Here is a 19200-nt window from a genome sequence, read left to right as displayed (position 1 = left end):
CGCTTGGCGGGTGGGAACGGTACTCGCCTGAGTTCCGAAGCGACTCTCACTTCATGAAACTAATGTTCATTAAACTCGTCTTTCCCCCCACTGGCTTAGGAAGACACTGAAATCTCAGTTGCAATGCATTCGTTCCTTACGGTGGAGGTCATATGTCATGTCTGCCAGTTCGTCTGCTGCCTGCCCTGTCGCTTTCCATATGGATGTTGGCGTGTGGACAACCGCCTTCAGCTGACGGGAAAGACCCCTATGCCAATGGGCAAAGTTACCCCTGGCAGCAGACCGGAATGCTGAGGCCGCAGTCGCTGACGCCGGGAGTCAATACCCTCCAATACGAGACCGCCACCTTTGCCCGCAACAGCTGGGGGCCAGTGGAGCGCAACCGCAGCAACGGTGAACAACAGGCCGGGGACGGCAAGCCGCTGACCCTGAACGGGAAAGTGTATGCCCAGGGCTACGGGGTTCATGCAGGCAGTGAGTTGCGGTTCAGCCTTCAGGGAACGGGCGGCGCACAGTGCAACACTTTTACCGCCGACATTGGCGTGGACGACGAAGTGGGCAGCCGGGGCAGCGTGGTGTTTCAGGTGTATGGCGACGGCGTAAAGCTGTACGACAGCGGCCTGCTGACCGGAAACAGTGCCACCAGGCGGGTAAATGTGGGTGTGGTGGGCCGTCAGGAATTGCGGCTGGCGGTCACCGATGCGGGCAACGGTATCAGCTACGATCACGCGGATTGGGCCGATCCCCGGCTGAACTGCGCCACCACCGCACCCAAAGCAGGCAGCCTGGACACCACCTGGACTCCTCAGAGTGCCGCAGCGAATTTCATCAAGGCTGTCCTGGAACCAGACCTGAATGTGCTGCTGGGCGGCCTGTTTGTGCGCCAACTGGACGGGAAGCGGTTGGTGATCACCAACACGACTTCTGGCAAATTTGAAGTGGTGCGGCGCTTTCCTGATGGCACGCTGGATGCCAGTTATGGTCAGGGGGGCCGAACTGTCACCGATTTTGGATCAGGCCAGGCCAACTCTCCGTATAGCCCACAAGTTTACGGAGCAAAAGACGCCGTACTGCAACCGGATGGCAAACTGGTGGTGGTGGGAACAGGTTGGAACCAACTCAGCGATTTCGCTGTCGCCCGTTACACCACCGATGGCCGCCCCGATAGCAGTTTTGGTCAGAACGGATTGGTATTGACTTCTCTGGAGCCGCTCAAAGATTTGCTGCCCATGACTCCACCACCCTTCAGCAGCGATGACGCTGAGAGCGTGTCGTTGGGGCCGGACGGTACGTTGGTCGTTTCAGGTCTGTATCAGCAGCCCGAGGACTACAGGACGACCCGTGCAGTCGTGCGTTATAACGCCAATGGATCATTGGACAGGACTCTGTTGAACAGAAACCTTCCTCTGGGAATGACGACTTTGACCACCAGCGTCTCAGGAAGCGCCCAGTTGAGAGTGGAATCTAACGGAGACATGATTGTCGCCAGCAACAGCAACGCCAACAGTTACGTCGGTGTGCTGGTAGAACGCATTCGCAGAAACGGTTCTCGGGGCGGCAATACAGGTAATTTCTTCCTCGGCCCACAATCGCCTCACAGCAATACCGTTATGGACCTGGCCTTGCAGCCAGATGGCAAGATTCTGGTGGGTGGCAGCGCCGATCTGGGCGGGATTTCTCCCTCTGGTGTGCTGGTGCGCCTGAATACTGATCTGACTTTCGACCCCACTTTTGGATCAGAGGGGAGCGGGCAGGTCGTCACCACCGCCGAATCGGGCGGCATTCGCAAGATTCTGATTCAACCAGACGGCAAAATTGTTGCGGTTGAGAATGCGATTCGGAGGTTCTGGCCCTGACGTTGTTGCAGGCTTACTGTTCAGGGGCCAGACGGCCAGATTCACGTTCTGGCCGTCTGACTGCATACTGATTCCTGTCCATGACTGTGGCCCAGCAGGAACCAGACCAATCAGGCGTGGCGCTGTGGCTGATGCACTTGCCCGCTGCTGAGGCTGTGACGTGGCCGACCCACCCTTATCTCAGTGCTCTGGAATCTGCCCGCGCCCAGTCCCTGCCCGATCCTGCTGCACGCGGGTTTTATACGGCTTCGGTGGTGTTTCGCCGCACCGTTCTGGGAGCGCTCCTGAATCTGCCGCCCGCCGAGGTCTGTTTCGAGCCTGTGCCGCGCGGCCACAAACCTTGCCTGGCCCGCCATCAGAATCCCGCAGATTGGCAGTTCAATCTGTCTCATTCCGGAGAATACGCGGTGCTGGCGGTGGTGCAGGGGCGAGCCGTGGGCATAGATCTGGAGCGAATGCGCGGCGCGGTGAACTGGCGGGGTGTGGCCCAGACCGCCTTTTCACCTTCAGAGCAGAAGGCGCTTCTTGCTGCCGCGCCTGTGCAAAAGCTGGAGGTGTTCTACCACCTCTGGACAGCCAAAGAAGCCTACTTCAAGGCGTGTGGAGTCGGTCTGGGTGCGCCTCTGGAGGCGGTCGCTGTGGCTGTAGGCAATGTGGCCGGGGCAGAAATCCGGGTTGTTCAGCCGATTCCCGGTGATGTGAAGCAGTGGTGGGGTCAGTCTGTGATCTTGCCCGCAGCCCTACAAGCGCAGTACCGCGCCGCCGTCATCGTGCAGGCGGCTCCCACCGGGCGGTTCAGCATCAGCGTACAGAGGTGGACACCCGCCGACTGTTGAACCGGGTTCAGTCTGGGTCGTTGCTGCCAGAGAGGTTAGGCAGCCCGTAGCGTTAAGAAAGCTTTTAGACTACAGTGAAGGCTCAACTACAGTCTTTCTTTAAGCGAGTTCAAGACGTATTGCTCTGAGCGCATCCCCCTTCTGTTTTCGTTCTTTTTCAGGGTTCCGGATGTTCCGCTTCGCTTTCTCGTTTTCGTTCCTTCTCTGCGGTGCGTCCACTCCGTCACCCCCGTTCTCTTTTCCTTTGATCGGGTCGTTCCTTCATTTGAAAATGGACCGACCGGAATTCTCCTCAGAGGTACAGCATGACGCATTCCGAGTGGACGCCTTCCGCCCGTTTTTCTGTTGAGGATGGAGCAAGTCTGGAGGCCCATCCAGATGTCAGGCCGCAGCCTCCAGAACCCATTGCCATCGTCGGCATCGGCTGCCGTTTTCCGGGAGAGTCCAACACGCCGCGTCAGTTCTGGAATTTTCTGGTGGGCGGCGGCGACGCGGTCACAGAAATTCCGGCAGAACGCTGGCGGGTCGATGCCTATTTCAATCCCGACCACCGCGCACCGGGCCGCACCTACGCCCGCTGGGGCGGCTTCATTCGGGAAATAGACCAGTTCGATGCCGCATTTTTCGGCATTTCTCCGCGTGAGGCGGCCCGGATGGATCCGCAGCAACGCCTCCTGCTGGAGGTGGCCGATGAAGCCTTTCAGGATGCGGGATTGCCGCCCAGCATGCTGGCAGGCTCGGATACAGGCGTGTTTATGGGTGTATCGACCTGTGATTATGCGGGTATCCAGACGGCCTCGAATTCCCGCCATTCCATCGATTCATTTACCAATCTGGGCGTCGGCAGCTGTATTACGGCCAACCGAATTTCCTACCATTACGATTTCCATGGCCCGAGTTTCGTGGTGGATACGGCGTGTTCATCGTCGCTGGTGGCGGTCAGTCTGGCGTGCAAGGCACTCTGGAACGGGGAATGCGGTGTGGCCCTCACAGGCGCAGTCAACCTGATGTTGCGGCCCGAAAACACGATGGGCTTCAGCAAGGCGCAGATGCTGTCTCCGCAGGGCCGCTGCAAAAGCTTTGACGCCGATGCCAGCGGCTACGTGCGGGCCGAGGGTGCGGGCGTCCTGGTGCTCAAGCCCCTGAGCCGCGCCCAGAGCGACGGCGACCGCATCTACGCCGTCATTCGCGCTGCCGACATCAATCAGGATGGGCGCACGGGCGGCATCGCGCTGCCCAACGGCGAGGCTCAGGCGGCCCTGCTGCGCGGCATCTATTCCCGTGCAGGCCTCGATCCGGCCAGGGTGCGGTTTGTGGAGGCGCACGGCACAGGCACGGTGGTCGGTGATCCCATCGAGGTCGGAGCGCTGGGGCAGGTGCTGCGGGCGGAATATGCTCCCGGCCAGCCGGAATGCCTGATCGGGTCGGTCAAGAGCAATCTGGGACATCTGGAGGCGGCGTCGGGCATGGCGGGGCTGATCAAGGCCGCCCTCAGCATCCAGCAGCGTGAAATCCCCGGCAATCTGCACTTCCGTACGCCCAACCCGGCCATTCCTTTTGAGGCCTATGGCCTGCGGGTGACAGTCGGGCAGCAGCCCTGGCCCACGGACCCGGACGGCTCGCAGTCGTTCCTGACGGGGATCAATTCCTTCGGCTTTGGCGGAACGAATGCCCATGTGGTGCTGGACACTGCACCCGCAATGCCAGCGGATCAGACACAGCGCACCGATATCTGGCCCACCGATATTCAGCCCACCGATGCCCACGAACGCGCCGAATTCATGCCCCTGTCGGCCCGCAGTCCGGCAGCCCTGCGTGCGGTGGCCGAGCACTTCCGCGATTTCTCTGCCGGGCATCCCGGTCTGCCGTTGCCGGAATTGGCCGCCACGCTGGGCCGTTACCGCGAGCATCACCCGTATCGCCTCGGCCTCGCGCCGCGCAGCCATGCCGAGTGGCAGGAGCAGTTACAGGCTTTTCTGGACGGTGAAATGCGGGCGGGCATGGCGCAGGGCCGGACGCTGGCCGAGGGCGAACGGGTGCCGCTGGCCTTCGTGTTTTCGGGCATGGGGCCGCAGTGGTGGGGCATGGGCCGGGAGCTGCTGGGCGAATCCGGCGAACCGGTCTTCCGCGCCGCCCTGGAGGAAATCGACGCGCTGCTGTCCGTGCATACGGGCTGGAGTCTGCTGGCTGAACTCACCCGCCCCGAAGAAGAATCACGGATCAATGAAACCCAGATCGCTCAGCCTGCCATTTTTGCCCTTCAGGTGGCCCTGGCGCGGCTGTGGGCCAGTTGGGGCGTCACGCCCGACGTGATCATCGGCCACAGTCTGGGCGAGGCGGCTGCGGCCCACATTGCCGGGGCACTGACGCTGCCCGACGCCGTTCATCTGATCTATCAGCGCAGCCGCCTGCAACACAGCACCGCCGGGCAGGGCAAGATGCTGGCCGTGACCATGCCGCCCGCAGAAGCCGCCGCGCTGGTGGCCGAGTTTCCGGGCCGGGTGTCGGTGGCCGCCTTCAACAGCCCCACCGACCTCACGTTGGCAGGCGTCACCGCCGATCTGGAAACCATCGCGGCCCGCCTGACCGCACAGGACGTATTCAACGCCTTTCTGAAGGTGGATGTGCCGTTCCACAGCCCCGTGATGGAGCAGATTCGCACGGATTTCTTCACGGTGATGCAGGGGCTGGTGCCGCGTGCGCCCAGCATTCCGCTGATGTCCACGACCTTCGGGCGCTTCGTGGAGGGCGCGGAACTGGACGTGACCGCATGGTGGCAGAATATTCGCCAGTCGGTGCTGTTCGAGGGCGGTGTCCGGGAACTGTTGCAGGGCGGCCCACACGTTTTTCTGGAGGTCAGCGCCCACCCCGCTCTGTCGGCCAGCCTGACGCGCTGCATCGCGGCGGCCCCTCAGTCGCACGCCCGCAGTGCCAGCGTGGTGTTACCGTCGCTGCGGCGCTCGGAACCCGAACGGATCACGCTGCTCGGATCGTTGGGCCGTCTGTACACGCTGGGCCGTCCCCTGGACTGGCCGCGCATCCATTCTGCCGCGCCGCAGCATTGGCCCCTGCCGCTGTATCCGTGGCAGCACGAGCGACACTGGAACGAAACCGCCCGCGCCTACCGCGAACGCCTCGGCCTCAAGGTGCATCCGCTGTTGGGCGAGCGTCAGAGTACGGCCACGCCCGCCTGGGAAAACGTCATTGACGCCTACAGCACACCGGATCTGCGGGATCATGTGGTGCAGGGAGAGGTGGTCTTTCCGGGAGCAGGGTATGTGGAGACGGCGTTGGCGGCGGCCCGCGAAATGTTTGGCGAGAGCGGGGCCGTGCTGGGCGATCTGGTGTTTGCCGAGGCCCTGATCCTGCCGCCGGGTGAGGGGCGAGTGGTGCAGACGCTGGTGGACGCCCGCCAGGGCTTCCGGATTCACAGCCGTCCCGCAAGTGCCGTGGACGCCGCAGGTTCGGAGGCCCCCGCTGCCGAGGACTGGACTCTGCATGCCCGCGCCACACTTCGGCGGTTGGGAGGCCATCTGGCACGGCAGGAATCGCTGCCCACGCTGCGTGCCCGCTGTCCGCGCCCCTACCCTATCGACGCGTTCTATGCCCATTTTTACGCGCTGGGCTTGCAGTACGGGCCGCATTACCGGGGCCTGTCGGAGGTGTGTTTGGGAGCGGGCAATGCACAGGCTTACGGCGTGCTGCGGCCCGCGCTCCCCCACGAAGACGGCCTCCTGCCCCCGCCCGTGCTGGACGCCTGTTTCCAGTTGTTGCTGGGGGCAGTGGCCTCGCTTCCGGATGCGCCGGAAGGCCGCCTGTATCTGCCGGTACAGATTCGGGAACTGGTGTTTATGCCCGCTGCGGCTCCGTTCTTCCCGCTGTCTGCCCACGCCCGCCTGACCCAGTGGGACACGGCCCGCATCACGGGCGACCTGACCCTGATGGACGCGGCTGGCAACGTGCTGGCCGAGGTGCGCGGCCTGAGCTGTCAGGCCATCGACAGTGCGGCCAGCAGTCTGGATTCCATGCTGTACACGCATACCTGGGAGCGGCAACCCCTGCTGGAGCCTCAGCAGGGGTTGCCGCTTACCCTTATGCTGCCCGCCCTCGCTGACCTGGAAGCATTCCGCGCCGATACGCTGGCCCGAATTGGCACGCCCCCAGACCGCGCTGACTTCGAGGCCCTGAGTGCGCGGCTGGCTGGCCTGTATGCGCGGGCCGCCCTTGCAGACGGACCAGACTCCGCTCTGGACAGCTCTCCTCTGGGGCAGGCGGTGCAGTCTCTGGCCGAGGCTCCTGTTGATGGCACCGATCCTGAGACCAGTGATCCGGCCATCCTGTGGCGCTCGCTCTGGGCACGTTTTCCCGGCCACGCTGCCGAATTGCAGGTGCTTCACCGTGCCGGGGCGACCCTGAGAGCGCGGCTTCAGCATCCAGAAACACCTGCCCTGGACGGACTTTCTGGACCCCTCGATCATCTGCGCTCTGCCTCGCCCACTGTGCGGCCCGCGCATACGCTGGTGGCGTCGGCCCTGACTGGCCTGCTGGATGCCCGGCGCTCTGACGGGCGCAGCGTGCCCCAGCGAGTACGGGTGCTGGAACTGAACGCCGCGCAGGAAGGCTGGTCGGGTGGACTGACGGCCCATCTGGCCCCCGCACTGGCCCGCGCCGGAGTCTCTCTGACCCTGGCGGATGCCGACCCGGACGCACTTGAACGCGCCGCCGCCCGCGCAGGCCAGAGTCTCAGCGCCGCGCCCGCCACCCTGCTGCTCGATCTGACCCGCCCGTTGGACGAACAATTGGCCGAACAGGGAGAAGACGAGCACCAGAGATTTGACGTGGTAGTGGGGGTCGATGTGTCTCTGAGCGGGGCGGCCCAGTTGCGCCGTCTGCTGTCCCCCGGCGGCGTGCTGCTGCTGGAACGCACCCTCCGCCTGCCTGCCTGGACGGCCCTGCTGCCTGAACTGTCCCCGGCGCTCGGGGGTGGCTCTCTGGCCGAAACCCTGACCATTGGGGGCTTTGAAGACGTGCAGACTCTGCCCGACGCGCCCGAATCGGCCTTGGCTGTGCGCGAAGTGATCTGGGGCCGTGCGCCGGAGGATGTGGCGGAGGTATCGGCACAGAGGTCTGATCCGGCTGCCGCCCCCGCTGGCCGCTGGCTCCTTTTTGCCGACAACACCGAATTTGCCGCGCAGATGCAGGCCGAACTGGAAGCGCGGCGGGGTTCGGTGCAGGTCGTCTCTCCTGCTGGCTGTGGCCTTCCCAGTGCGGTGGAAGTGCCGACCGCTGACCGCGCCGCCCTGACTGCCCTGCTGGCACAGGCCGGAGCTTTTGCCGGAGTGGTATTCGCCTGGGGCCTGAACCCTGTGGCCGACCCTTCCGTCACCGACCTGCAACACGCCGAGCTGCTGGGCGGTCAGAGCGTGCTGGCGCTGGTGCAGGCATTGGCGGCCACTGAGATGCATGTCCCGCTCTGGTTGATCACGCGGGGGGCGCAGGCGGTAGGCGCAGGGGCCGTAACTTCCGTGCAACAGGCGGGCCTCTGGGGGCTGGGCCGCGTCGTCGCCACCGAATATCCCCAGCTCTCGCCCCGGCTGGCCGACCTTGATCCGGCTGCACCAGCGGCGGCCAGTGTCGGCGTGCTGGTGCAGGAACTCCTGAGCGGTAGTGCCGAAGATGAACTGGCTTTCCGCACGGAACAGGGACGCGTGGCACGGACTGAGTCGGCACAGAGTCAGTCAGCACAGGGTCAGTCGGTCCGCTGGGTTCACCGTCTGAACCGTGCCAGCCGCGATGACCTGACCGTTTCCGGCTCGCCTGCCGATCTGGAAAGCGCCACCCACATTCATATTCAGCGGCCCGGCGTGCTGGGCAGCCTCGTCCATCAGGCCGCGCCGCGCCGTGCCCCCGAACCCGGCGAGGTGGAGGTGCGGATAGAGGCCGCCGCGCTGAACTTCAAAGACATCATGGTGGGCATGGGCATGTTGCCCGACGAGGCTCTGGAAGGTGGATTCACCGGGCGTTCCTACGGCATGGAGGCGGCGGGCCTCATAGAGCGCGTAGGCGAGGGCGTGACCCAATACGCCCCCGGTGACGCGGTGGTGCTGTGCGGCCCGGATGCCCTGAGCAGCTTCCGCACCGTGCCCTCAGCTTTCGTGGTTCGTCGCCCCGGCCATCTGGGGAGTGAGGCTGCCGCGACCCTGCCGATTGCGTACCTGACGGCCTATTACGCGCTGCACACCCTCTGCCAGTTGGGACCGGACGACCGCGTCCTGATTCATGCGGCGGCGGGTGGCGTGGGCCTGGCGGCCATCGCGCTGTGTCGGCGTGCCGGGGCCACCGTGTACGCCACTGCCGGAACACCCGAAAAACGCGAACTCCTGCGGGCATTGGGGGCGGCGCATGTCATGGATTCCCGCACGCTGGATTTTGCCGAGGAAGTGCTGGCGGCCACTGGCGGCAGGGGCGTCAGCATCGTCCTGAACTCGCTGTCGGGCGAGGCCATCGGGCGCAGCCTGAGCTGCCTGAGTCCCTACGGCAAATTCGTGGAGATCGGCAAGCGCGACATCTACCAGAACAGCCCGCTGGATCTGGCTCCGTTCCGCAACAACCTGTCCTATTTTGCCGTAGACCTCGACCGGATGTGGGTCGATCGCCCGCAGATGATGCAGGGCCTGCTGCACACCGTGATGGGCCTGTTCGAGTCCCGCGAACTGCCGCCGCTGGCCTACCGGGTTTTTCCGTATGCGGCGGCAGAATCGGCCTTCCGCTTCATGGCGCAGGCGCGGCACACGGGGAAGGTGGTGCTGGCCCTCACCGCCGAAGCTCCGGCGCACCTCTCCCGGCTGCCCGAACCCGTGCGCCTCGACCCACAGGGCGTCTATCTGATCACGGGCGGGCTGGGCGGCTTTGGGCTGGCGCTGGCAGGCTGGCTGGCCGGACGCGGGGCGCGGCGGCTGGTGCTGGTGGGCCGCAGCGGAGGCAGCGAGGCGGCGCGGGCCACTCTGGCCGACCTGATGCAGCAGACGCCAGACTTGCAGATCACGCTGGAGCAGGCCGATATGGCCGACCCGGACGCCGTGCAGGCCATGCTGGAGTGCGCCTGCCTGCTGGGGCCACTGCGCGGCGTGTTCCATGCGGCGATGGTCATCGACGACGCTCTGATCGATCAGCTCACGCCCGAGCGTTACCGCCGCGTGACGGCTCCCAAAGTGCTGGGCGCGTGGAATCTGCACACCCACACGCGGGCCGATCCCCTCGACGTGTTCGTGTGCTTCTCATCGGTCAGTGCCCTGATCGGGAATCTGGGGCAGGCCAACTACGCCGCAGCCAACGCCTCTTTGGACGCTCTGGCCGATCTGCGCCGCGCCGAGGGCTTGCCCGCGCTGACCGTCAACTGGGGCGCGGTGGCCGATGTGGGCTACCTGACCGGGCAGGCGGCGGTGGCCGACCGGCTGGAAGCGGTGGGCGTGACGCCCGTGCCTGTGGGCCAACTGTTGGCGGCACTGGGCGAACTGTGGCCCGCCGCGCTGAGCCGCGACCCACACAGCCCCGGCGCGGTGGGCGTGGCGGCGCTGCACTGGCCGCTGCTGGCCCAGTCGTTGTGGTCCCACTCTGGCGGCGTGGCGTTGCCCCCGCGTCTGGCTCCCCTGCTGTCGGGGGACGCCGCCGAAACCTCCCTGCAAGAGGTCAACGGATTCCTCTCCGCGCTTCTGAATCTCTCCGACGAGGAGCGCGGGGCCGCCCTGAGTGCCCGCCTCGCCGAACAGTTGGCCCGCATCCTGGGGACCTCTCCGGGCAAACTCGACCACGATCAGGCCATCATGAAAATGGGCGTGGACTCGCTGATGGCCGTGGAGCTGGGCAGTCAGATTCAGGCCGAAACGGGGGTCAAGGTGTCACCCATGAAATTCGTGGGCGGCATCACCCTGCGCGGGCTGACCGAATTCGTGCTGGAAAGCCTGACCACGCCTGTGTCCGAACCGGAATCGGTGACGCTGGCTGCTCCGGCCACTGACCTGAAAGGGCACGTCGAAACCCTGCCCGACGCAGAGGTAGAAGCGATGTTGGCCGGACTGTTGGCCGATCAGCAGGCCGCCGGGCAGGGCCGACCATGACCGTGACCGATCCGCCCCCGAACCCACCGGCAGACGGGCTGGCCCACCTGACCCCCGACCAGAAACGGGCGCTGCTGCTGCGCCTGCTGCGCGAAAAAGAAGCGGCGGCGGCCCCAGCTTCGGCCTCGCCTCCGCAGCCAGCATCCATGCCGGAAGCTCTCCCCAGCGTCCTGCCCGACCCGGCGCACGCCCACGACCCCTTCCCGCTCACCGACATTCAGCACGCCTACTGGCTGGGCCGTCAGGAGGGGCTGGACCTGGGCGGCGTGGGGGCACACGTTTACAGCGAGTTTGACCTGGAGATGACCGACGTGGGGCGCATGGCGCGGGCCTGGCGGCAGGTTATCGCCCGCCACGATCAGCTCAGGATGGTGGTGCAGCCGGACGGCTTTCAGCGCGTGCTGGAGCAGGTGCCCGACTTTGAAATCAGGGAAGCGGACCTGACTGGCCTGAGCACCCAGGAGAGTGAGGCCCGCCTGAATGCCAACCGCACGGAGATGCAGGCGCGGGTGTACGACCCTGCCGTGTGGCCCATGTTCGATCTGCGGGCGCTGCGCCTCGCTTCCGGCCTGACGCGGGTGTGCGTGTCTTTCGACATGCTCGTTCTCGATCTGCGCTCCTTTCAGATCGTGCTGGAAGACTGGTTCGTGTACTACAACTCGCCCCAGGCCGCTTTGCCACCGCTGCCGATCACCTTCCGAGATTACCGCCTGGCCGAAGCCGCGCTGGAAGGTTCCGAGCTGCGGGCAACCTCGCAGGCATACTGGACGGCCCGCCTGCCCGAATTGCCACCTGCCCCCGAGCTGCCCCGGCCACGCGGCCTGGAGGCTGTAGCCGAACACAGCCCCGAAGGACGCACTTTTTCTCGCCGCAGCGCTCGCCTGAAGCCCGAGCAGTGGCGGGCGCTCAAAGACCTGGCCCACCAACACGGCGTCACGCCCGTCAGTGTGCTGCTGGGCGCGTTCGGTACGGTGCTGGCAGGCTGGAGCGGAAGCCGCCGCTTTACGCTGAACCTGACCGTGTTCAACCGCCTGCCGCTGCATCCCGCCGTTCAGCGGTTGGTGGGCGACTTTACCGGAACCACGCTGCTGGCCCTCGATCTCACCCCCACCGAGGCCTTCAGCGCACGCGCCGCCCGCATTCAGGCGCAGCTGTGGGCTGATCTTGAACACCGCCATTACAGCGGCGTACAGGTCATGCGCGACCTGTCGAGGGAATCGGGCACGAGGCAGGCCCTCTGTCCCGTCGTATTTACCAGCCACCTTGCGGGCGGCCACAGCGCCCAGGACACCATTCCGCCGCCGCTGCCCGTGGAGGTGGTGTACGGCCTCTCTCAAACGCCGCAGGTCAGCCTCGATCATCAGGTGTTCGAGCAGGGCGGCGGCCTGAACATTTCCTGGGACGCCCGCGCCGCCCTGTTTGCCCCCGGCGTGCTGGACGAGATGTTCGCGGCCTACCTGCGCGTGTTGCACACCCTGATACAGGGAGGAGCGGCGTGGAAGGCCACCCATTCTTCCCTCGCCCCCGCCCACCAGTTGGCGGCGCGGGCCACCCCACCCAGCCCCGGCTTTGCCCACGATCCTGACCGCAGCCCGGCCACCCTGCCCAGCCTGTTTGAAACCCGCGCCGCCGCGCAGCCCCTGGCTCCGGCCATCATCGCGCCGGGCCGCAGCCTGAGTTACGGTCAACTGGACGTCCTGACCGCAGCCTGGGCACAGGTGTTGCGGGGCGCTGGCGTGGGCACAGGCCAGCCTGTCGCGCTGGTCATGGAACGTGGTTGGGAAGGCGCAGCGGCGGCGTTGGCCGTGATGCGGGCGGGCGGCGCGTACCTGCCGGTAGACCCCGATCAACCGCCCGAACGCCTGCTCAGGCTGCTGGAGGCCAGCGGCGCACGGTTGGCGCTCACGCAGCCGCATCTGCTGGCCCACCTGCCCCTGCTGCCCGGTCTCTCCATCCAGCCGTTTACCGATCCGCCTCCGCCCACTGCTTCTCACTTTCCTCTCCCCACCGTCTTGCCCGGCGACCTCGCATACATCATCTACACGTCCGGCTCTACAGGGCAGCCCAAAGGCGTGATGATCGACCACCGGGGCGCGGTCAATACGGTGCTGGACGTGAATCACCGCTTTGGCATCGGCCCCGCCGACCGGGTCTTGGGCGTATCGGCACTGACTTTCGACCTGTCGGTGTACGACCTGTTCGGCACATTTGCGGCGGGCGGAGCGCTGGTGCTGCCTACCCACGCGGGCCGCCGCGACCCCGACCACTGGCGGCACCTGATTCAGACTCACGGCGTCACGGTCTGGAATTCTGTTCCGGCGTTGCTGGATATGCTGCTCGGGGCCGGTTCACCTGCCGACTCACCCGCTGACCTCGTTTCCTTACGCCTGCTTTTGCTCAGCGGCGACTGGATTCCGCTGGGACTCCTTCCCGCTGTGCAGCGGCAGTTGCCACAGGCCCGCCTGATCAGCCTGGGCGGTGCCACTGAGGCGTCAATCTGGTCTATTTTGCATGAGGTCGGGGCGATAGATCCCGGCTGGGCCAGTGTTCCGTATGGCCAGGCCATGTCCTTTCAGACTGTGCAGGTGCTCGATTCGGCCCTGAACCCCGCACCCGATCTGGCTCCCGGAGAACTGTTTATCGGCGGCGCAGGCGTGGCGCTGGGCTACTGGAAGGACGCCGAACGCAGCGCCGCCCGATTCTTCGTGCATCCGCGTACCGGAGAGCGGCTGTACCGCACGGGCGATCTGGGACGCGTGTTGCCGGGCGGAGCGTTGGAACTGCTGGGGCGCGTGGACCGTCAGGTCAAGATTCGCGGTCACCGTATAGAACTCGGAGAGATCGAAAGCGCCATCCGCGCCGTGCCGGGCGTGCGCGACACGCTGGTCACGGTGCGCCCTAGCCCCGCCCGGCAGCCGACCCTCACGGCCTACCTCGTGCCGGAGGCCACTCCCGCTGCCTCCAATACTGTGGTCCCGGATTCTCTGCTGACAGAACTGATGCACGCCGCCGACACGTTGCGCCCTTACCGCAGCGGCGACCCTGTACTGGATGCACAACTGGGGCTGTTGACCACGCCTGAAGCCCGCGCTGTCTTCAAACAGAAATCACCCACGCCAACCCCCGCAGACGGCGCGACTTTTGCGCTGACCTCTCCCGCTGGCCCGCACCTGGAGCGGCTCCGCGCTCGCCGCAGCTTTCGCCGCTACGCGCTGGAGCCGCTGCCCGCAGCCCTGTTCGGCGCGTGGCTGGGCGCACTTCTGCCCGATCCTCTGACTGGGCGGCGGCGCTATGCCTCGGCGGGCGACCTTTACCCGGTGGACGCGTACCTGTGGGCGCGGGCAGGCCGCATAGAGGGTCTGGAGGAGGGCCTGCATGTGCTTGATCCCGCCTCCGGCCACCTGCGTGCCCTGCCCGGTTCGTTGCCGCTGCCCCGCGCCGCCTATCACCCACTGATCAACCGTCCGATGTTCGACGAGGCCGCCTTTGCCCTGCTGTTTGTGGCCGATCTGCGGGCCATCGCCCCCGTCTACGGCGACCGCTCGATTCATTTTTGTACCCTGGAGGCGGGTCTGATGACCGGACTGCTGGAACTTCAGGCCGCGTCCACGCCGCTGGGCGTATGTCAGGTGGGCGAGCTGGATGAACCTGCTGTGGCCCGCGCTCTGTGCCTCGGCCCCGCGCAACGCCTGGTTCATTCTCTGGTGGGCGGCCTGCTGGAACCCGACCGGGCGGCAGCCACCCGCGCCGCTGGACTGGCCGACCTGCGCCCGGAGGCCCGTTTTGCCCGCCTGCTCGAACGTGTGACGGCGCTGCCAGATGGACAGGCGGGCCAGTTGTGAGCCGGGAAATGAACCAAGTCGCATCAGCCCAGCTCACACCATCTCAGCGCCGACTGCTGACCCGTCTGCTGGCCGAGCAGGAGCTTGCGCCGCCGCCTGCCTGGGTGGCCGACCAGCTCACTGCTGACGTTCTGGCCGAGTTGGAACGCCGGTTGCCCACCCACCTGATTCCCCGCCAATTTGCCGTGCTGCCCGCCTTTCCTCTGACGGCCAACGGCAAGGTCGATACGACCGCGCTGCCCGATCCGGCCCCGGCACAGGCGGGCGGCCACGCCCCTCCACGCACCGACCTGGAGCGTGACGTGTTGGCCGTCTTCCGCGAAGTCCTGAACCGCCCCGACCTCGGCATCCACGACGACTTTTTCCTGATGGGCGGCGATTCGCTCCTGGCAACAGAATTGGGAGCCAAACTGCGTGAACGCCTGGGCGTGACCCTGCCCGTGGCTCTGATGTTCTCGTCGCCCACAGCGGCAGGTCTAGCGGCAGGTGTAGCTCTGGCCCGCCGCGCCGCCCCCGCGCCCATGCCGTCAGCAGACGTTCCTGCCGAACAGTTCGACCTGTCAGCGTTCGAGGCCGACGACACCGAGCTGGAACAGTCCACCGACCTGCTCCGGGCCGACGTGAATCTGGCCGCCGATATTCAGGTGCCGCCGGGAGCCGGGGCTACACCGCCGGGGCAATGGCGGGCCGTGTTCCTGACTGGGGCCACCGGATTTTTCGGTTCGCATCTGCTGGCCGAACTGCTGGCAACCACTGACCTGACCGTGCACTGTCTGGTCAGGGCCGATTCACCGGATGCAGCCCTGGAGCGCCTGCGGGCTGCCCAGCAACGGTTCTGCCCCGGCGCGGTCTGGGATCAGGGCCGCGTCCGTGCCCACTGCGGCGACCTGACCGCGCCCCGCTTTGGGCTGGGAGAGGCCGGATTCGCGGCGCTGGCTGCCGGGGTAGACGCCACCTTCCATGCTGGGGCGACGGTGAATTTTGCCTATTCCTACGCCACCCTCAAGCCCAGCAACGTGGACGCCTGCGCCGATCTGTTTCGGCTGGCGGTGCGCGGCCACCTGAAGCCCGTGCATTTTGTCAGCACCATTCATCTGTTCAGCAGTTCGCGTCTGCTGGGCCGCGCACACATCCCAGAAACCGAGGACATAGACGCTCTGCCCACCGTCACGGGCGGCTACGCCCAGAGCCGCTGGGTGGCCGAGGGACTGGCGCGGCAGGCGAGCGGGCGCGGCATTCCGGTCACCATCTACCGCCCCAGCATCATCGGCGGCCACACACGCACGGGCGTCAGCAACGAAAACGACGCGCTGTGCCGCCTGTTCCGGGGTTGTGTGCAACTGGGCATGGCCCCCAGCATCCGCAGCGGCCTGAATATCGTCAGTGCCGATTACGCCGCTGCCGGACTGGTGCGCCTGGCCCTCGACGAAGCCTCGCAGGGCCGAACCTACCATCTCGTCAATCCGGAAAGCAGCGGCCTGAACGATCTGTTTGGGCAACTCCGGGCCTACGGCTACCCGCTGGCAACCACCGATTACGCAGACTGGCAGGCCCGCATAGAGGCGGCGGGGCCAGAAAATTCGCTCTACACGCTGCTCCCCCTGATCGCCCATCTCAGTGTGGCCGAGGCGACCGGACTGCGGCCCCCGCATTTTGGCGGAGCGCAGGCCACTGCCCAACTCGCCCCGCAGGGTCTGACCTGCCCCCCCATGAATGCCGATCTGGTGCGGCTTTATCTGGACGGCATGGTCGGCAGCGGATTTCTGCCCTCTCCCGCTGGGCTGGCCCGATGACCGCGCCCCCACTCTCGCTGGACGCCGACCAGAAGCGGGCGCTGAACCTGCTGGCTGCCGGAAACCGTGATGTGCTGGGCGTGCTGGCCGCCGTTGCCACCCGCCAGCGCCGTTCTCTGGAATGGCACGCCCGCGCCCGGCAAACCCTCAGTGGGGGCCGCTCTCAGTTGCCTTATTTCAGCCCAGTTTTACCGCTGTGCATAGAGGAGGCGCGGGGTGGGCGCATCGTTTGCGCCGATGGGCACGACTTCGTGGACGCGCATATGGGCTATACGGCGGGCATTCTGGGCCACAATCCGCCCCCGGTGGTGGCCGCCCTGACTGCCGCTCTGGGCCGACGCCCCGGCGCGGGCTACTTCGTGTCTGAGCAGGTGGAATTGGCCGAGCTGATCTGTGCGCTGGTGCCGGGGCTGGAACGGGTGGCCTTCTTGCACGCCGGGGCCGACGCCGTGACTGCCGCTGTGCGTCTGTGCCGCGCCGCCACCCGCCGCACCCTCATCGCCAAATTCGAGGGCTGTTATCACGGCTGGCACGAACCCGGCCTCGTCAATACGGCCCTCACGTGGGCAGGCCGCGCCGGAGAGGGGCCGCTGGAGAACATCGCGCCCGAACTCGCCACCGGGGGCGTCTCCAGAGCGGCGGGCGCAGAATTCCTGATCCTGCCCTACGGCGACCCTCTGGCCCTGCAACTGATCCGGGATCACGCCTCCGATCTGGCGGGCGTGCTGCTGGACCCCGTGCCGCGCTTCATGATGAACGACCTCGCGGGGGCACAGGCTTTTGCCGGGCAACTCCGCAGCCTCACCGCCGAACTGGGACTGCCCCTGATCTGCGACGAGGTGGTCACGGGCTTTCGCCTCGCGCCGGGTGGAGTGGCCGAGGCCTTTGGCGTGCAGTCCGACCTGAGCTGCTTCGGCAAGATCACGGGCGGCCTGGGCCTGCCGCTGAGCGTGGTGGGGGGCCGCGCCGACCTGATGAACCGCGCCACCACCGCCGGACTGGTCAACGATTACGTGAGCCAAAAAGTCTGGATCAGCACCACCAACGCCGCCAATTCTCTGAGTGTCACGGCGTCGCTGGCGGCGCTACGGATGATCGCCACAGCGGGAGCCAGACAGGACGGCGCAGCACAGGCCGGAGCGAATCTGTTCGCGCCGCTGGACGCCCATCACGCCCACCTGAAATCCGCCATAGACGCCCTCGCTGCTCGCCTCGGCGTCAAGGTGCGCCTCGACGGTCATCCGCGCCTGTATTCCATGTTGGCCTTCTCGCTGCCCTCGCCGGATGCTGGTCTACACGGTGCCGATTCAAGTGGTGCTGCCCCGCTGCCCGACGCGCACAATCCGGCCCGCGCCTATTTCCGCACCTTCACGCCCGACAACGTCCGGGCCGCCCGCCTGCTGACGCTGTATGGGCGGCTTCAGGGCATGTACATGGAAACCCTGCCCACCCTCGACCTGTCGGCGGCGCACACGGCGGCAGATGTGGCCCAGATTTCGGCGGGTCTGACCGAATCGCTGACGCGGATGCAGATGCAGGGGGTCTTCGCATGAGCGCCGTTGCTGCCCGTGCAGGCGAGCCGGGTACAGGCCAGACAGGTACAGGCCATAGAAGCACGGGCCGGATAGAGGTTCGGCCTTTTGACGGTGATCCGGCACAACTGGCCGACCTGATCAATCTGTCCTGGCAGGGCCGCTACCTCGCCCGCGACCTGATTCCCGTCTACGACGCGCCCGGTCTGTCCTGGCAGGTGCTGGATGCAGGCGAGGACAGCCGCGACTTCCGTCTGGCCGCCTACGATGGCGGGCGTCTGGTCGGTTGTTTTCTGGCTGACCGCCTGACCCTGCGTGTGGGCGGCCAGATCAGACACGGTACGCAGGGCAGTTATTTCAGCGTGCATCCCGACTACGCCGCATGCGGAGTCGCCACCCGCCTGATCAATGCGCTGGAGCGGGCGCACCGCCTGCATGGGCTGGATTTCATGTTGGGTTACGTCAATACTGCGTCCCACACACCCGCCGCGCAATTCTGGACGGCCTTCCAGCGGGCTTTTCCGGCACGCTACCGCGCACTCCGGCCCGTGCATTTCTGGATGCGTTTTCTGAATGCCCGTGCGGTGGCTGGAGCGATGGGTCATCCCGCCGAACGTGCCGGATTGCAGGCGTTGTCGCTGTTGCAGAGCGCACTTAGACGCCTGAATTCTGAAAACCTGAGTTCTGGACATCTGACTTTTGGCCGGGGTAGGGAAGAGGTTCGGCCCTACACGCCTGCCGATCTGCCCGCCTGCCATCTGCTGCTCGACCGTGCCGCCGCTCACTCCGGTCTGGCGCAACTCTGGGACGCTTCCCCTCTCGCCCGCCAACTCTATTCGCCGCCCCAATTCCAGTCGCATACCCTCGTCAGCGGCCCAGCATCACAGGTTCAGGGCTTCAGCAACAGCTTTTCCTGGCCGCTGCACAGCCGTTCTTCCATTCCTGCCGAGACCATCGATCTGCTTTTGTTCGATGACCTGACCCCCGCCGCCCGCCGCCGCCTGCTGCACGCCACCGCCGCTGCCAGTGCGGAGCGCGGCGCTTGGCTGACCCTCGCCGCCCGCACGGATGCCCGTCACGCCGCCACTTTTTTGGCCTGCGGTTTTGTGCCTGTACCGCAGGTCTGCACCCTGATGATGCTGTTTCCCGCCCCTGATCTGAAGTTCGGTGGCCTGAATTCAGACGGTCTGCACACCGTCGGCCCGCTGCGGCTGCGGTAGTTGC

7 protein-coding genes are annotated in these 19200 nt (G+C 66.0%); all 7 read left to right on the top strand.

Annotation, left to right across the window (positions count from 1 at the left end):
• The first annotated feature begins 287 nt into the window (after positions 1-287).
• On the top strand, positions 288-1856 hold the full coding sequence (locus F561_RS27005) for an NPCBM/NEW2 domain-containing protein (RefSeq protein ID WP_019008411.1): 1569 nt from the start codon (positions 288-290) through the stop codon (positions 1854-1856).
• Positions 1857-1936: 80 nt separating this feature from the next.
• Positions 1937-2692 carry a 4'-phosphopantetheinyl transferase family protein gene (locus F561_RS27000; RefSeq protein WP_019008410.1) on the top strand — a complete coding sequence of 252 codons (756 nt, stop codon included), beginning with the start codon at positions 1937-1939 and terminating at the stop codon, positions 2690-2692.
• Positions 2693-2997: 305 nt separating this feature from the next.
• Positions 2998-10809, top strand: a complete 7812-nt coding sequence (locus F561_RS0102745; RefSeq protein ID WP_019008409.1) for a type I polyketide synthase — start codon at positions 2998-3000, stop codon at positions 10807-10809.
• Complete coding sequence (locus F561_RS0102740; protein ID WP_019008408.1) at positions 10806-14651, top strand: non-ribosomal peptide synthetase; 3846 nt, start codon at positions 10806-10808, stop codon at positions 14649-14651. The genes F561_RS0102745 and F561_RS0102740 overlap by 4 nt, the downstream gene beginning before the upstream one ends.
• Before the next feature lie 8 nt (positions 14652-14659).
• On the top strand, positions 14660-16444 hold the full coding sequence (locus F561_RS0102735) for a thioester reductase domain-containing protein (protein ID WP_157451500.1): 1785 nt from the start codon (positions 14660-14662) through the stop codon (positions 16442-16444).
• The gene (locus F561_RS0102730) at positions 16441-17997 is read left to right on the top strand and encodes an aminotransferase class III-fold pyridoxal phosphate-dependent enzyme (protein WP_019008406.1); all 1557 of its coding nucleotides are present in this window, start codon (positions 16441-16443) and stop codon (positions 17995-17997) included. The genes F561_RS0102735 and F561_RS0102730 overlap by 4 nt, the downstream gene beginning before the upstream one ends.
• Positions 17994-19196: a GNAT family N-acetyltransferase gene (locus F561_RS0102725; RefSeq protein WP_019008405.1), complete on the top strand. Its 1203-nt coding sequence runs from the start codon at positions 17994-17996 to the stop codon at positions 19194-19196. The genes F561_RS0102730 and F561_RS0102725 overlap by 4 nt, the downstream gene beginning before the upstream one ends.
• Positions 19197-19200 lie beyond the last annotated feature (4 nt).

This window comes from Deinococcus aquatilis DSM 23025, assembly GCF_000378445.1.
In the GTDB taxonomy this organism is placed as follows: Bacteria; Deinococcota; Deinococci; order Deinococcales; family Deinococcaceae; genus Deinococcus; species Deinococcus aquatilis.
This window is presented reverse-complemented; position numbering and strand designations above follow the sequence as displayed.

What these genes read in the sequence shown, in the direction of transcription:
- F561_RS27005 (WP_019008411.1), top strand. Translation starts at nt 288, where the DNA reads ATGCTGAGGCCGCAGTCGCTGACGCCGGGAGTCAATACCCTCCAATAC.
- F561_RS27000 (WP_019008410.1), top strand. Translation starts at nt 1,937, where the DNA reads ATGACTGTGGCCCAGCAGGAACCAGACCAATCAGGCGTGGCGCTGTGG.
- F561_RS0102745 (WP_019008409.1), top strand. Translation starts at nt 2,998, where the DNA reads ATGACGCATTCCGAGTGGACGCCTTCCGCCCGTTTTTCTGTTGAGGAT.
- F561_RS0102740 (WP_019008408.1), top strand. Translation starts at nt 10,806, where the DNA reads ATGACCGTGACCGATCCGCCCCCGAACCCACCGGCAGACGGGCTGGCC.
- F561_RS0102735 (WP_157451500.1), top strand. Translation starts at nt 14,660, where the DNA reads ATGAACCAAGTCGCATCAGCCCAGCTCACACCATCTCAGCGCCGACTG.
- F561_RS0102730 (WP_019008406.1), top strand. Translation starts at nt 16,441, where the DNA reads ATGACCGCGCCCCCACTCTCGCTGGACGCCGACCAGAAGCGGGCGCTG.
- F561_RS0102725 (WP_019008405.1), top strand. Translation starts at nt 17,994, where the DNA reads ATGAGCGCCGTTGCTGCCCGTGCAGGCGAGCCGGGTACAGGCCAGACA.